This window comes from Variovorax sp. ZS18.2.2 (assembly GCF_024701975.1).
Classification (GTDB): Bacteria; Pseudomonadota; Gammaproteobacteria; order Burkholderiales; family Burkholderiaceae_C; genus Variovorax.
Genome location: NZ_JANLNM010000003.1, coordinates 241,456 through 256,491, shown reverse-complemented (window position 1 = coordinate 256,491; position 15,036 = coordinate 241,456). Strand labels below are relative to the sequence as shown.

The 15,036-nt window shown below is 66.7% G+C and carries 17 protein-coding genes; 11 read left to right on the top strand and 6 right to left on the bottom strand.

Translation table 11 applies throughout. The features are described 5' to 3' along the window. Positions 1–45: 45 nt before the first annotated feature. Complete coding sequence (locus NU688_RS14945; RefSeq protein WP_257861469.1) at positions 46–1,272, top strand: MFS transporter; 1,227 nt, start codon at positions 46–48, stop codon at positions 1,270–1,272. Here NU688_RS14945 and NU688_RS14940 read toward each other — a convergent pair. After that, a complete protein-coding gene (locus NU688_RS14940) occupies positions 1,226–1,654 on the bottom strand; it encodes a hypothetical protein (RefSeq protein WP_257861468.1) in 429 nt (142 codons plus the stop codon). The two genes, NU688_RS14945 and NU688_RS14940, sit on opposite strands and share 47 nt — an antisense overlap. Then, the gene (locus tag NU688_RS14935) at positions 1,651–2,571 is read right to left on the bottom strand and encodes a LysR family transcriptional regulator (RefSeq protein WP_257861467.1); all 921 of its coding nucleotides are present in this window, start codon (positions 2,569–2,571) and stop codon (positions 1,651–1,653) included. The genes NU688_RS14940 and NU688_RS14935 overlap by 4 nt, the downstream gene beginning before the upstream one ends. Positions 2,572–2,742: 171 nt before the next feature. On the opposite strand from NU688_RS14935, the gene NU688_RS14930 reads away from it, so the two are divergent. From NU688_RS14930 to NU688_RS14895, 8 genes are all read left to right on the top strand, one after another. Beyond that, positions 2,743–4,098 carry an aspartate aminotransferase family protein gene (locus NU688_RS14930; RefSeq protein WP_257861466.1) on the top strand — a complete coding sequence of 452 codons (1,356 nt, stop codon included), beginning with the start codon at positions 2,743–2,745 and terminating at the stop codon, positions 4,096–4,098. A gap of 8 nt (positions 4,099–4,106) precedes the next feature. Continuing rightward, positions 4,107–5,003 (top strand): transporter substrate-binding domain-containing protein, encoded by an 897-nt coding sequence (locus NU688_RS14925; RefSeq protein WP_257861465.1) that lies wholly within the window; start codon positions 4,107–4,109, stop codon positions 5,001–5,003. 33 nt (positions 5,004–5,036) lie between these two features. After that, on the top strand, positions 5,037–6,401 hold the full coding sequence (locus tag NU688_RS14920) for a cache domain-containing protein (protein ID WP_257861464.1): 1,365 nt from the start codon (positions 5,037–5,039) through the stop codon (positions 6,399–6,401). Next, positions 6,398–7,072: a response regulator transcription factor gene (locus NU688_RS14915; protein ID WP_257861463.1), complete on the top strand. Its 675-nt coding sequence runs from the start codon at positions 6,398–6,400 to the stop codon at positions 7,070–7,072. The genes NU688_RS14920 and NU688_RS14915 overlap by 4 nt, the downstream gene beginning before the upstream one ends. Positions 7,073–7,250: 178 nt before the next feature. Further along, a complete protein-coding gene (locus NU688_RS14910; RefSeq protein ID WP_257861462.1) occupies positions 7,251–7,811 on the top strand; it encodes a hypothetical protein in 561 nt (186 codons plus the stop codon). Positions 7,812–7,874: 63 nt separating this feature from the next. Continuing rightward, positions 7,875–8,510 carry a class I SAM-dependent methyltransferase gene (locus NU688_RS14905; protein ID WP_257861461.1) on the top strand — a complete coding sequence of 212 codons (636 nt, stop codon included), beginning with the start codon at positions 7,875–7,877 and terminating at the stop codon, positions 8,508–8,510. A gap of 95 nt (positions 8,511–8,605) precedes the next feature. Beyond that, entirely contained in the window at positions 8,606–9,187 is a 582-nt protein-coding gene (locus tag NU688_RS14900; RefSeq protein WP_257861460.1) for a nucleotidyltransferase family protein, read from the top strand. Further along, complete coding sequence (locus NU688_RS14895; protein WP_257861459.1) at positions 9,181–10,290, top strand: SMP-30/gluconolactonase/LRE family protein; 1,110 nt, start codon at positions 9,181–9,183, stop codon at positions 10,288–10,290. Before NU688_RS14900 ends, NU688_RS14895 begins: the two co-directional genes overlap by 7 nt. A gap of 80 nt (positions 10,291–10,370) precedes the next feature. Here the strand turns inward: NU688_RS14895 and NU688_RS14890 are convergent, their stop codons facing one another. Both NU688_RS14890 and NU688_RS14885 read right to left on the bottom strand, forming a co-directional pair. Further along, on the bottom strand, positions 10,371–11,318 hold the full coding sequence (locus NU688_RS14890) for an SMI1/KNR4 family protein (RefSeq protein ID WP_257861458.1): 948 nt from the start codon (positions 11,316–11,318) through the stop codon (positions 10,371–10,373). A gap of 142 nt (positions 11,319–11,460) precedes the next feature. Then, positions 11,461–11,856, bottom strand: a complete 396-nt coding sequence (locus NU688_RS14885; protein WP_257861457.1) for a RidA family protein — start codon at positions 11,854–11,856, stop codon at positions 11,461–11,463. A 131-nt stretch (positions 11,857–11,987) separates the two neighbouring features. Between NU688_RS14885 and NU688_RS14880 the strand changes: the two genes are divergently transcribed. Beyond that, complete coding sequence (locus tag NU688_RS14880; protein WP_257861456.1) at positions 11,988–12,890, top strand: LysR family transcriptional regulator; 903 nt, start codon at positions 11,988–11,990, stop codon at positions 12,888–12,890. A gap of 222 nt (positions 12,891–13,112) precedes the next feature. Beyond that, complete coding sequence (locus tag NU688_RS14875) at positions 13,113–13,244, top strand: hypothetical protein (protein ID WP_257861455.1); 132 nt, start codon at positions 13,113–13,115, stop codon at positions 13,242–13,244. Between the two features lie 57 nt (positions 13,245–13,301). Here NU688_RS14875 and NU688_RS14870 read toward each other — a convergent pair whose 3' ends face one another. Both NU688_RS14870 and NU688_RS14865 read right to left on the bottom strand, forming a co-directional pair. After that, complete coding sequence (locus NU688_RS14870; RefSeq protein ID WP_257861454.1) at positions 13,302–13,892, bottom strand: GNAT family N-acetyltransferase; 591 nt, start codon at positions 13,890–13,892, stop codon at positions 13,302–13,304. A gap of 30 nt (positions 13,893–13,922) precedes the next feature. Then, the gene (locus NU688_RS14865) at positions 13,923–14,951 is read right to left on the bottom strand and encodes a MerR family transcriptional regulator (protein ID WP_257861453.1); all 1,029 of its coding nucleotides are present in this window, start codon (positions 14,949–14,951) and stop codon (positions 13,923–13,925) included. Positions 14,952–15,036 lie beyond the last annotated feature (85 nt).

Here is a 15,036-nt window from a genome sequence, read left to right as displayed (position 1 = left end):
CTTCGGGTTAACCCCTAAGCCAGCTCTCTCGAACCGGGATTCCTCGTGTCCTCCTCTCCTTCTTCCAATGCCTCCCACCCGCCCGCAGCCGGCCTCACGCCCGCGCTGACCCTCGTCTTCGCGGTGGCCTGCGGCCTGTGCGTGGCCAACATCTACTACGCGCAGCCGCTGATCGGCCCGATCTCCGACGCGCTCCAGCTCCATGCGGGCCTGGCCGGCTTGATCATGACGCTGACCCAGCTCGGCTACGGCGCCGGCCTGTTGCTGCTGGTGCCGCTGGCCGATGTGATCGAGAACCGGCGGTTGATCGTCGGCGCGCTGTTCGGCGCGGTCATCGGGCTGGTGGGCATCGCGCTGTCGAACTCGGCCGTGACCTTTCTCGCGGCGTCGTTCGTGGTTGGTGCCTGCGCGGTCGCGGCGCAGGTGCTGCTGCCTTTTGCCTCGCATCTCGCGCCCGAGGCCACGCGCGGCAAGGTGGTCGGCAACATCATGGCGGGCCTCTTGGGCGGGATCATGCTGGCGCGGCCCTTTGCGAGCGTGGTGGCCGCCAGCCTGGGTTGGCGCGCCGTGTTCTGGATCTCCGCGGTGCTCATGGCCACGCTCATCGTCGTGCTGTGGCGCGTGCTGCCCGAGCGCAGGTCGCATGCCTCGATCGGCTATGCGCGCACCATGGCTTCGTTGCCGGGCATCGTGTGGAACACGCCGCTGCTGCGTCGGCGCGGGTGGTACCAGGGAATGATGTTCGCGGCTTTCCAGGCCTTCTGGACGGCCGTGCCGCTGGCGCTGGTGCACGAGTTCGGGATGGGGCAGCGCGGCATCGGGCTGTTCGCGTTGGCGGGTGCGGCGGGGGCCTTGCTGGCACCGGTGGCGGGGCGTTTGGCCGACCGTGGGTTGACGCGACCTGCCACGGGCGCGGCCATCGTCGTTGCGCTGTTGTCCTTCGTGCTGGGCGCCGTGTCGATGCACTTCCATTCGCTGGCCGGACTGGTCGCGGCGGGCATCCTGCTCGATGGCGCGGTGCAGCTGTGCCAGGTGCTGAACTTCCGCAGCCTCTTCATGCTGGCGCCTGAACTGCGTGGCCGGCTCAACGGCCTGTTCATGACCTTCATCTTCATCTGCGCAGCCGTGGCTTCGGGCATTGCGGCGGCGGTGTATGCCTTCCACGGCTGGACCGGGTTGTGCCTGCTCGGCGGCAGCTTCGTGTCGCTGGCCTTGCTGCTGTACCTCACCGAGTTTCGTCGCCGGCCCGCGGCTGTTGCAGTCGGCGGATGAGCGACACCAGCAGCAGCAACACCAGCCCGCAGATCATCAACGCCAGCCACTGCAGATGCACGATGTAGTACGCAGGCTGGTGGATGATCCCCATGCCCAGGTAGAACCACCACGCCATCACCACGGCCATCGCAACGAGCGCGCGGCCCCATGAGTGGCGGTACGACGCGGGCCGGAGCACCGCTGCGACGAATGCGGTTTCGATGAGTACCACCGCGCAGGCGATCAGCACGACAGTCAACGGATAGGGCTGCGGCGCGGTGCTGCGCCGGGTCATGTACGGGTCCGCACCGGGCCAGAAGCCCGACACCACGATCCAGACCAGTCCTACCAGCGCGAACGCCGGCAGCACGAGCGATTTCATCGAGCCCAGACGCTTCATGTCGTGTGCTCCGCCGCGTGGCCCGGGTCCGGCGCCCCGCAGATCCGCTCCCACAGTTGCCCGACCACCGCACGTGCCTGCACCCTGGAGCGGTACGCCACGATGCTCACCTCCACGTCCCAGGCGCCATCGCCCACGGGCACCAGCCCCGCGAGCCGGCCCGAGACGAACGAGCTGTCGGGCAGCCATGCGATGCCCATCCCCTGCGATGCCAGGTCGCCCAGCACGTCCGTCATCTCGGCCTCGAAGGCGCGATAGCCGAAGAGCGGCTGGGATGATTGTTCGATCGCCGAATCGACCACGCGGGCGAAGTACCCGCTCGGCGAATACATGAGCAACGGCACCGGCTTGGCGGCCGTGCCCGGCAGAACAAGCTTGCCCGACTCAGCCAGCGCACGCGACAAGTAGGGCCGCACCTTCTCCACCCCGAGCTCATGCCGCTCGAAGCGCGCCATGTCGAGCTGGATCGGATGCGCCGCCTGGTGAAAACCGATGAGGATGTCCGCCGACCCCGCGTTGAACGCCGACACCGTGTCGTGCACATTGCCCACCTCCAGGCTGCAGGTGATGGCGCCTTCCCCCGACCACTGCCGCCACCACTGCGGAAGCCGCGTGCTGACCAGCGCATAGGTCGAGGCGATCCGCACGTGGTTGCGCGATGGCGCATCGCCGATCTCGGCCCTGGCGTCGGCGATCTGGTTCAGCAGCCCGGTCGCGACCTTGCGGAAACGCTCGCCCGCCGTCGTGAGCCGCGTCGGAAACGCGGCCCGGTCGATCAGCTTTGCGCCCAGCCATTGCTCCAGCGCCTGGATGCGGCGGCTGAACGCGGCCTGCGACACATTGCGCATCTCCGCCGCGCGGGTGAAGTTCTGCACTTCGGCCAGCGTCACGAAGTCCTGAAACCAGCGGATGTCCATGGCTCGATTTGCTCCTTTGCAGAAGGGGATTGCAAGCCGCATGCCCATTCGTTTTGCGCATCGGCCATGCGTGCCGCGCATTGCGGCCGGATGCAAAGTCAACATTGGACCGCAGGCCCGCTGCTGGCGACCATTCACGAATCCTCTCTTCACAACCTCAAGGATTCGATCATGAGCGAGCAACTTCGCGCGGCGGCCAAGGCATACATGCTCCGCTACGGCGGCGACACCTTTCCCAACCTGTTTCGCAGCGCCCGGGGCGCCATCGTCATCGACGACACTGGCCGCGAGATCCTCGACTTCACCTCCGGCCAGATGTGCGCCACCATCGGCCACAACCACCCGGCCATCGTGCGTGCGGTGCACGAGGCGGGCGAGAAGGCCTTCCACATGTTCAGCGGCATGATCCCCGAGGTCGTCGCCGAACTCGCGGAGAAGATGGCCACCGACTGGATGCCCGCGCCGCTCACCAAGTCGATCTTCGTGAACACCGGCTCCGAGAGCAACGAGGTGGCGCTTCGCATCGCGAAGATGTACACGGGCGGCTTCGAGATCCTGGCCGTGGGCGGCTCGTGGCACGGCGTGACCGGCGGCACCAGCGCCGTTTCCTTCGCCAGCGACCGCAAGGGCTACGGCGTGCACGTGCCGGGTGTGTTCGTGATGCCCGAGCCCAACGCCTACCGGCCGTACATCCAGGGCATGTCGGCCGAGGAATCGGCGCTCACCTGCCTCGAACTCGGCCTGAAGATGTACGACATGGCCTCGACCGGCCGCCGCGCGGCCATCATCATCGAGCCCATCATCAGCGCCGGCGGCGTGCTGGTGCCGCCCCGGTCGTACATGCAGGCACTGCGCAAGGCGGCCGACGAGCGCGGCATGCTGCTGATCTTCGACGAGGCGCAGACGGCGTTCGGCCGCATCGGCCACCGCACCGCGTCGGACTTCTACGGCGTGGTGCCGGACATCATGTCCGTCTCCAAGACCATGGGCGGCGGCTTGCCGCTGGCCGCGACCGTGACCAGCCCGAAGATCGAGCAGGACGTGTTCGAGAAGGGCTTCACCTTCTACACGAGCCACGTCTCCGACCCGCTGCCCGCCACCGTGGGCCTGGCCGTGCTGGAGACCATCCGCAAGGAAGGCCTGATCGAGCGCGCACGCACCACCGGCGCCTACCTGCGCGGCCAGCTGCTCGACATGCAGAAGCGCTACGAAGCCATCGGCGACGTGCGCGGCGAAGGCCTGCTGCTGGGCGTGGAACTGGTGCAGGACCGCGCATCGCGCCTGCCGTACCACGAGCTCGGCGCGCGCACGACCAAGAAGTGCTTCGAGCTGGGCCTGAGCATGAACATCCGCCGCCGGCCCGAGCGCGGCTCGGTGTGGCGCATTGCGCCACCGCTCACAGTGAGCAACGGGGAGATCGATCGCGCCATCGCCATCCTCGACCGGGCGCTGCGCGAGAGCCTCGACGAGATCGCGCAGCCCGCGCCGGTGGCGCCTGTCACCCGTGCGGCCGTTGCCGCGAATTGAGCGGCACCATGACGAACCGATCATTGGTCGTCGGCGCCATGCTGGCACTCGCCTTCGCGAGCGCCGGCGCGCAGGAAAACGCCAACGACACCCTGGCGAAAGCAAAGGCCGCGGGCACCATCACCATGGGCGTGCGCGAGGCTTCGCCGCCGTTGTCGTACTCGCTCGGCACGCGCTACGTGGGCTACCACGTCGAGCTGTGCGAGCAGATGCTGTCGAAGCTGCTGCCCGGCGTTGCCATCCGGCAGATGGCCGTGACCTCGCAGAACCGCCTGCCGCTGCTGCAGAACGGCACCGTCGACATCGAATGCGGCTCCACCACCAACAACGCCGCCCGCCAGCAGCAGGCCGCCTTTGCCAACACGACCTACATCACCGAGGCGCGCTTCGCGGTGCGCACCGCCAGCGGCATCGCATCGGTCGAGCAGCTCAAGGGCAAGACCGTGGTGACCACCACCGGCACCACGCTGGTCCAGCGCCTGCGCAAGCTCGAACAGGACAGGAACTTTGGCATCACCGTGATCCTCGCCAAGGACCACGCGGAGAGCTTCCTTCTCCTGGAGAGCGGCCGGGCCGACGCCTTTGCCATGGACGACAACACGCTGGCCGGCAACATCGCCAATGCACGCAACCCGGCGGACTTCAGGATCGTGGGCAAGCCGCTGGGCATCGAGCCCATTGCGATCATGCTGCGCAAGGACGACCGGGCGTTCAAGAGCGCGGTCGATGGCTACCTTGCGGGTGCCATGTCCTCCGGCGCGCTGGAGACGCTGTACGCCAGATGGTTCATGGCGCCGATTCCGCCGAAGAACGCGGTCATCAACATTCCGTTGAGCGAATCGCTGAAGGCAGCGTTCCTGTCGCCGAACGATCGGCCGGCGGAGGCGTACGAAGACAGCAGGTAGGCGGCCAATCGGGGGTGGTAGCCTTGCCTCCCCATGAACCTCCGCACCAAGATCGTCGCGCTGGCCGTCGCCCCGCTGCTGGTCGCGCTGGTGCTCGTGGCCCTGGCGGTGCGCCACCAGGAACACGACCTCGCGCAGCGCGAGCGCGCCCTCATCGAGCGCAGCTACATGGCCCAGCGCCGCAGCGAGCTGCGCAGCTACGTCGAGCTGGCCGTGAGCAACCTGCGGCCGCTGTACGACTCGGGCCTGGACGACGAGGACACCCGCAACGAGGCCCTGCGCCGCCTGGCCGCGCTCGACTACGGCGACGACGGCTACTTCTTCGTGTACGACCTGGAGGGCAACTCCCTCATGCACTCGCGGCAGCCCGAACTGGTCGGCCAGAACCTCTGGGGCATGCGCGACTCGCGCGGGCGCTACACCATCCAGGAGCTGATCAAGGGCGCGAAAGAAAACGGCGGCGGCTACGTCGAGTACGAATGGCGGAAGCCCTCGAGCGCGCAGATGGCGCCCAAGCTCGGCTACGTCACGGCGCTGCCGCGCTGGAACTGGATGGTCGGCACGGGCCTGTACCTGGACGACATCGAGTCCACCATGGACGCGCTCGACAAGCAGATGAATGCCAACGTCACCGCCACGCTGCTGTGGATTGCCGGCATCGCGGCGCTGTGCCTGGGTGTGGTCAGCGCGGCCGGCCTGTTTTTGAACCTCAGTGAGCACCGCGTGGCCGAAGCCAAGCTGCGGCTGCTCGCGCGGCGCGTGGTGCAGTCGCAGGAAGAAGAGCGCGGCCACCTCGCGCGCGAGCTGCACGATGGCACCAGCCAGACGCTGGTGTCGGCCAAGCTGTTGATCGAATCGGCCGTCGACGCGCTCGGCCGCGACCACCAGCCGGCGCCGCCCGCGCTCGGCAAGGCGCTGCAGCGCCTGAACGATTCGCTCACCGAAGTGCGCCGCATCTCGCACCGCCTGCGCCCCGCGCTGCTCGACACGCTGGGCCTGCCCGCCGCGCTGGAGCGGCTGGGCCACGAGTTCGGCGAAGAGGGCAGCGTGGACGCATCCATCATGGTCGAGGGCGAGCCCTTCGAGCTGTCGCAGGAGACCAAGACCGCGCTCTTTCGCGTGACGCAAGAGGCACTCACCAACGTGCGCAAACATGCAGAGGCGCACCGCGTACACATCTCGCTGGGCTTCAGCGAAGAGGCCGTGCGGCTGGAGGTGAGCGACGACGGCGTGGGCTTCGATGTCGAGGCGATGCAGCTCGACCCGCGCCACGGCATCGGCCTGCGCAACATGCGCGAGCGCATCGAGGCGATCGGCGGGAGCCTGGTCATGCGCTCGGGCCGCGGCCACACATCCATCGTGGCCGAGGTGCCGGCCCGCAGCGCGAGGCCGGAATGACAACAACAACGGCACAGCCGCCGCTCAAGCCCATCCGCCTCTTTATCGTGGACGACCATCCGCTGGTGCGCGACGGCCTGCGCGCGCGGCTGGGCGCCATGCCCAACCTGGAGATCGTCGGCGAGGCCGGCAGCGGCGCCGAGGCGCTCGCGTTGCTCGACGCGGTGCGGTGCGACCTCATGCTGGTTGATGTCGGCATGAAGGACATGAACGGCATCGACTTCGCCGCGCTGGTGCTGCAACGCAATGAGCAACATCAGCAACAACCCGCGCCGCACATCGTGATGCTCAGCATGTACGACAACCCCGAGTACGTGCAGAAGGCCATGCAGGTGGGCGCGCGCGGCTACGTGCTGAAAGACGCGCCCGCCGCCGAGATCGTGGCCGCCATCGAGGCGGTGTCGGCGGGCGGCACCTTCCTGAGCCCGGCCGTGTCGAAGAAACTCTTTCGCAACCAGGCACCGCGCCCGCTGCTCACCCCGCGCGAGAGCGAGATCCTCACCGCGCTCGGCCGCGGCGAATCGAGCAAGCAGATTGCGCGCGACCTGGGCCTGAGCGTGCGCACGGTGGAGGCGCATCGGCAGAGCATCAAGCGGCGCCTGGGCATCGAGGGGCAGGCGGAGCTGATCAAGTACGCGGTGGAGCATGCGCGGGAGTTTGGGCAGGGGTGAGGGGCGACTCGAGGAGGCAGGGCCGGTGCGGCGAGAGAACCTGATGTGACTCGCTACGGATCTGGCGAGTGAGGCGCGGGAGTTGTTTCAGGAGGGGTCTCCCGGCGGATGACCGGACTCGGGATGCCTCCGCTTTTATCGCGGTGTCCCAGATCTTGGATCGCCGCGTCCCTATGGCATGCTTGATCGAATCAACAGCCGTGCGCTGGAATCATCAAAACCTCAGGCATTCGAGACCATGGCAAATCAGATTTATCACAGCCTTGAAAGTGACATCCAACCGCTTGAGATGAGTAACAGCCTGACCGGTGTGATCATTGAAGTGATCGCACTCGCGACATCGACACTGGCCACCACGGACAGCGAGCGAAAGCTGGCAGTTTGGCTGGCAAGCTGCGATCAGAGCCAGTTCGGATCGGGAATGGTCGGCTTCGACGTCTGCAAGTTACCGTGGAGTAAGGAAGGCCTGGAAGATGAGCGTTCATTTCTCCTTCGCGCCATTGATGCAGCTCAGAAGAAGCTCGGCTGGGAAAAGCTGGACTTTGAACCGAATCCTGCTCATGTCTCCGAACGGCTTCTTCAGCTTCAAGAGTTGATTGCGGCTGTCGAGTCAGACCATATCCAAAAAGGTTACGGTGGTCCCGGCGATCATCCACCGGAGGGATTTCCTCGGTGCAGCGTTGATGGCGTTTACCTGCACGTCATGGGATGCGTCGTTTGCAATGCTCGGGGCGTCTGATTTGTCTTGCGATCAACAATCTCAGCGATGCCGCCGCCTTTAACTCAATCCATACCCAATCAAATGCCCGATGTGCCTTACAGCCCGGCTGCCGACCGCAACAAGCAGCCCATCCTCGACGCACTGGCCCGCATCCTCGGCGACCACGGCACCGCCCTCGAAATCGCCTCCGGCACAGGCCAACACGCCGCCTGGTTCGCCGCCTCCATGCCCCAATGGACCTGGCAACCCACCGACGCAGACCCCCGCACGCTCCCCGCCCTCGCGACCCGAGTCGCAGAAGCCGCGCTCCCCAACCTCCGCCCACCGCTCCTGCTCGACGTGATGTCACCTCAATGGCCATCACAAGGCGCCGCGTTCGCTGAAGGAGGAGGAGAAACAGAACAAAAGTTCGACGCCATCTACTGCGCCAACATGCTGCACATCGCGCCGTGGCCCACGTGCGCCGCCCTGATGCAAGGCGCCGCGCGTCATCTGCTTCCCGGCGGATTGCTGATCACCTACGGGCCTTACTTCGAAGACGACGTCTCCACGGCGCCGAGCAACACGGCGTTCGACGAAGACCTGCGCGCCCGCAATGCCGCATGGGGCATCCGTCGCCTGGAAGACGTGGCGGCAGAGGCGCGCCGGGCAGGCCTCGCGTTGCGCGAGCGGCATGCGATGCCGGCGAACAACCTGCTGCTGGTCTTCGGCTTCTGAAGTCGGCGGACACTTGGGCAGGTAGTCAAGGTTCGAGAACCATGCCCCAGCTCTCTGCCGCGCCGCGCATACCCGGCTCTGCTTCTCTTCACGCCATGCAAGAACGCTTCGTCACCGACATCCTCAAGAACCGCAACAACCGCGCAATCCTCGAGCGATGGCACGCCCTGGCGCTCCCCGATGGTTGGCTGGTCGCCGGATGCCTCTTTCAAACGGTGTGGAACCTGCAGTCGGGCGCTGCGCCGGAAGCGGGCATCAAGGATTACGACCTGTTCTATTTCGACGCCAACGACACGAGCGAGGCAGGGGAGCGTCGTGTGCAAGCGCGCGTCGATGGCGCACTGGGCGATCTCGGCATCACGGTCGAAGCATCGAACCAGGCGCGTGTTCACCTCTGGTACGAATCGTATTTCGGTCATCCCTACGAGGCGCTGCGCAGCACGCGCGATGGAATCGACCGCTTCCTTGTTCCTGCTACGTGCGTCGGCGTCCGGCCGGGCGAGTTCTATGCGCCGAACGCTCTCTCCATGCTGTACGACGGCGTGCTGACGCTGAACCCCCTGATGCCGCATCGCAAGCTGTTCGATAAGAAAGCCGCGTCTTATCTTTCGCGATGGCCATGGCTGCAGATTCAGCCGGGCGATCTTCCTCACTCCAGGACGGAGCCGACATGCTGAAGAAAACCCTTGCCGTACTCGGCCTGCTGCTCCTCGCAGCCATCGCCTATCTCTCCCTCTGGCCCGTCCCCGTCCAACCCGTCGTGTGGTCCGCCCCCGCCGACCCCGGCTACACCGGCGCCTTCGCGGTCAACGACCAGCTCGCCCACCTCAACATGATCGACCTCGGCCGCGAAGAGGGCCCCGAGCACATCGCCATCGGCCCCGACGGCAAGCTCTACACCACGGTGCTGAGCGGCAACATCCTTCGCATGAACCCGGATGGCACGGGGCAGGAAGCCTTCGTCAACACGGGCGGCCGCGTGCTCGGCTTCGACTTCGATGCAACCGGAAATCTCATCGCGGCCGACGCCATCAAGGGGCTGCTGTCCATCAGCCCGTCGAAGCAGATCACCGTGCTCACCAACCAGGTCGACGGCCAGCCGATCCGCTATGCCGACGGCGTGGTGGTCGCGCGCCGCAGCGGCACGATGTATTTCACCGACGCATCGACCCGCTTCGCGCCGGCCGACTGGGGCGGCACCTTCGAGGCCAGCGTGCTCGACATCCTCGAGCAGTCCGCCACGGGCCGCGTGCTGGCCTACGACCCGGCCACCAAGGCCACGCGCGTCGTCGCGCGCGGTCTCGCGTTCGCGAACGGCATCGCATTGAGCGCCGACGAGAAGAGCCTGTTCGTCGCCGAGACCGGCAAGTACCGCGTCTGGAAGATCGGCATCGACGCGAGCAACCTCGATGCGGGCGCGGGCACCGCCAACCCGCAGGCCGTCGTGCTGCTCGACAACCTCCCCGGCTACCCCGACAACCTCATGCGCGGGCTCGACGGCAAGATCTGGGTGGGCCTTGTGAAGCCGCGCAACCCGACCATCGACAAGCTCGCCGGCAAGCCGTTCCTGCGCAGCGTGACGATGCGCCTGCCGCGCGCGCTGTGGCCGGTGCCGAAGGCCTATGGCCATGTGGTCGCGTTCAGCGAAGACGGCAAGGTGCTCGCGAGCCTGCAGGACGCGACGGGCGCCTATCCCGAGACCACGGCCGTCACCGAGACGCGCGATCGGCTTTATGTGCAGAGCCTGCATGCGAAGGGGCTGGGGTGGTTGAAGCGCTGATTCACGCGCTGATTGCTCCCGTGGACTGCGAGGCGAACCTCTGGCCGCAGGAGCCATGCACGACCGAACTCAGTTGGCCTTCACGATGACCTCGTCGCACGCCACTGCCCATCCACCAGCAGCTCCAGAATGCGCTCGCCGCGCTGGCGCAGCACGCCGTCCAGTGTCTTGACGGCTTCGCGCCGCAGTCCCGCGAACAGCGTGGCGAAGTCACTGCATTCGAAGACGCATTTCAGGGTGTCATCCCATTTCGTGTCGTCGAGCCGTACGATGCGCGGCTCGATGGCGCCGCCCCGGTAGTCAAGGCACAGGAAGATGTCGCTGCCGTGCCCGTTGATGGCGATGAGCCGGTCGACCTCCGGCACGTTCTCGCGCCACGGGTTCTCGTTGTCGGCGCCGAAGCTGATGCCGTCCGAGAGTTCGCCGATGGTGCAGAGCCTGTCCAGCGGGTTCACGGCCTGGCCTGGAAAGGGGTGGTCCCATTGCGCGAACAGGGCCTCGTGATCGGGCAACGCGTAGGCCGCATCGGGCGTGGTCGGAAAGTACTTGAAGTCCGTGTGGCCACCGTCCTGCCGCAGGTACAGCTGGCGCAGCGGCTCGGGCAGGCGGATGTCGAGGCGCTTCTCGGTGCGGGCGACTGCCGCGGCCAGTTCCTCCGCGCTCGCAACGGGTTGCTGCTTGTGGCTGTAGTGCCGCGCGTAGAAGAAATTCTCCAGCGTGGGTGGCTGCGCCTCGAGCACGATGCGCTCGTCTTGCGCTGCCTGCGTTTCGGGGTGCGCCTGCCGGTAGGCGATGAACCGCACGCGGGCCGTTTCCTTCAAGGCGTTCAACCGCACGCGCAACGGCTCCGTGTCCGCGCGCTCCCATTCGCTTGCGGAAAAGCCTTGGTGCAATTCGCTCCAGGCCTCGTCGGCCAGCCGCTGCAGTCGCCAGCAGGCGCCGAGGGTGGTGATGGTTTCGGCTTCGGCCGCGAAGGCGGCGAGGCGCTGTTCGAAGGCTTGAAAAAGAACCGAGGTATCGGTCGTCATGCGCACTCCCTTGTCGTCTCGGTGCGGCGATGGCCTTGTGCCTGCCGCACCATGGGTGATGCGGGGCATTGTGCCGCGAGCGAATCTTGCGGCGCTGTGGTGGCGCACTGGCACAAGCGGGGCGGCCTGCTCCGTGCCCGCATCAGTCCGTGTGCGCCACCGCCTTGATCTCGATCAACTGATGCGGAAATGCGAGCCCCGACACGCCAACGAGCGTCACCGCCGGCCGATGCGTTCCCATGTACGCATTGAACACAGGCACCAGCGCCTCCGTGTGCGCCTGCGGGTCGGTCACGTAGATCACCAGCTCCGCAAGATTCGTCTTCGTCACGTTGAACCCCGCGAGCACGCGGTCGAGGTTTTCCAGCGTCTGCGTGGTCTGCGCCGTGATGTCGCCTTCGCCGACGAACGCGCCCTGCATGTCGTGCGAGAACTGCCCCGAGATGTAGATGGTGCCGTTCACGCTGTACCCTTGGCCGACGCCGAAGGCTTCTTCCCATGGCACGCCGTGGCTGTAGAGGGTGGGCTGCTGTTTCATGTGCGCTTTCTTTCCTTCCGTTCTGGAGAGTGATGAAGTGATGAAGTGATGAACGACTGTAGTCACGCCATTGGCGAAGCGGCTTCTACACAGATGCGAAGAACATTCCCCATCGACCACCATCCCCACCCATGCAGCGCGCGAACCTGAACGAGATCCTGGTCTTCATGGCTGTCGTCGACGAAGGCAGCTTCATCGCCGGCGGGCAGGCCATGGGCCTCACGCGCTCGGCAGCGGGCAAGGCCGTGGGCCGGCTCGAAGATCGGCTTGGCGTGCGGCTCTTGAACCGTACGACGCGCACGCTGAGCCTCACCGACGAGGGCCGGGTGTTCTACGAGCGCGGCCTGCTGATCCTCTCGGCGGTCGATGAGGCAGAGGCGAGCGTGGCGGGGCCCGGCGGTGCGCCGCGCGGCGTGCTTCGCCTCACCGTGCCCGATGCCTTCGGCCGGCTCGTGGTGCTGCCGCTGATGCAGAAATACCTTGCGGCCTGGCCCGACCTGCAAGCCGAGGTGAGCTTCACCGACCGCGTGGCCGACATCGTGGAAGACGGCTTCGATCTGGCGGTGCGCATCGGCGCGGGCGGGGAGAACACGGACACGGGGTTGGTCTCCCGCGTGGTCGCCAAGTACAAGGCCGTGCTGTGCGCCTCGCCCGCCTACATCGCCGATCGCGGCGAGCCGCCGGACATCGATGCGCTCGCGGCGCACGACTGCCTGTTCTTCAGCAGCCGCAATCAACGACAAAGCTGGCGCTTCCGTAGCGACGACGGCTCCTGGGTCAAGGCCCAGGGGCGCAGCCGCCTGCGGCTGGACAGCGGCGAGGCCTTGCGCGATGCCGCCGTCGCCGGACTCGGCATTGCGTTGCTTCCGGACTTCCTGGTGGCAGAAGACCTGGCTGCGGGGCGCCTGCGGCAGGTGTTGCCCGGGCTCGACGCAGGCGACGTGAAAATCTTCGCGTTGTATCCCACACGGCGGCTGCTGGAGCCGCGCGTGCGGCGGTTCATCGACCTGATGGCCGAAGAACTCCCACGCTGAGGCTCGCCGCATGGACACCTTGATCGAAATCCTGGCGTGGCTCCTGATCGGCATCGCCGTGGGCCCGCTGCTGCTGCTCGGCCTCTACACGATCGCCAGCTATTTCGAACTCGGAATCGCCGATCACATCCTGGCGCTGACCGCCCGGTTCCTGACGCTGCAGTGGTTCAGCGGCGGTGTGCTGAATGCCGTGGGCGGGATCGCGCTCGCTGCGCTGGGGGTGTGGCGGTGCTGCACTTCGATCCGCTCCTGCACCGGGTGCTGGCGGCCTTGCTGGTGCCGTTCGGGCTCTGGCGGACTTATCGGGGCATCACGGTGCTCAGGGCGATCGCGAAGACGGAAGGCCTGCCCTGAACGCCAGCTCACCTGCCTGTACCGATCCGGGGAGGCGACTGGCGAAGCTCGGTGGATTCAGGTCAGTGGCCCGAGCGCGATACGAAACCGCAGCTCCGGCGTGCCACCCAACTCCGGCGTCTTGATGAATTCCTCCACAAGCACGCCACCATTGGCACGAATGACGTGCTGCGAGGCCAGGTTGTCCGGGCTGGTCGTGATTTCGACATAGCCCAGCCCGACCGACGCGGCCTCCGGCAGCAGCGAACGCAGCGCCTCTTTGGCATACCCCCTGCCGCTCTTCCACGGCACGACGCCGTACCCGATGTGGCCGAGGCAATAGTCGGGCAGGGCGTTCGTGCCGGGCTGCCAACGCAGGCCGATGCTGCCGCAGAACTCGCCGTCCCACAGCCATCGCCGATAGCCGGGCAAGCGCGGGACTTGGCTGCCATCAGGAAGCGTGACTGGCGGCCCCTTGGCCTCCCGGTCTACAAGGCTCTTCAGAAAACCGTCGGCGTCCGCTCGTATCAGCAGGAGTTCTTCCTGCGCGACTTCGGGTCGGAGGTTGTTGGGCGACCATCCGCGTTCGAGCGCGGCGATGTAGCCCGCCAGATGCTCGTGTGACGGCCAGACGAGACGGACCGGTGAAGTGGCTTCGGGGATCTGCATGCGATCGATTTTCGGTGGGAAGGCAGGGCCTCATGCCACCTGCGGCCGCCAGGCAATGACGCCCTGCGTCCGCGCCCGCACCTCAGGGGAGGCCAGGCAGCTGGCGACCGCCTCGTAGCCGGGCGCCCCCGGCCAGGGCGCAACCCGGCTCGGCGGGCTGTGATTGGCGGGGCAGAAGATGATCGACTCGTCGGCGCCCACCGCGGCCAAGTCCAGGATCACGCAGGAGCGCGTCAACAGAAAGAGCGGCCGGGCATCAGGTCCACGGCGGCGCAAATGCGCGATCACGGCTTGCTGCGTGGCCGAATCGAGCCCTTGCTCCACCATGTCGACAACCAGCACGGCCGGGCCTTGGGTCTCCAGTCCGGCAAGCAGTGCCATCAACGCATCGGACACCGTGGCGCCATCGTCGGTGAGCCAGGCCAGCGCCTGTTCGACACGCGACCTGAGCACCGTGTCGGCATCGAGCCGCACCGCCGCACCGCCGCCTTCGAGCCGCTCCAGTCCAAGGAACGCAGCGGACGGCAGGGTTTCGGCGATGCGCAGGGCCAACCGGGTCTTGCCGCTGCCCAACGGCCCGACGATGTAGTTCAGCGGCCGCACATCGCGCAGCCTGAACAGTTCGCCGCCCCAGGGCCATGGAAGTTCGAACTCGACATCGATCCTTGCGGCAGGGCCCAGCAGTTGTGTCAACGCTTCGGCTGTCGGTGCCCGGCCCTCGGCGAGATCGGCCCGGAGGTGGCGGACTTTCTCGATGGTCTCCGTCAACTGGTGTGCGCGGTTCTCGAGCGCCGCCTGGTGCGCGGCCAGCGCGGACTCGAGCATCCTTGCATCGCCTGCCAGCACGCGCGCTACCTGCGCAATGCTCAGGCCCAGTGCGCGCAAGGCCACGATCTCCGCGCCGCGGGTCATCTCGTCGGGACCGTAGGAGCGCCATCCGGCGGCATTGCGAGCCGGTGCCACGAGGCCGCGCTGCTCGTAGAGACGCAGCGCCTTGGCGGAAACGCCGAGCCGCCGGGCAGCCTCGGCGGGGTTCAGGAATCGGGCGGAAGCGTTCAAGAGTCACCTCGTGGTTGGATCGGACACGGCCTTTATCGAGGTGGCCGCAGGGGCCGGGTCAAGTGGATTCCGCGCGATGCACCCA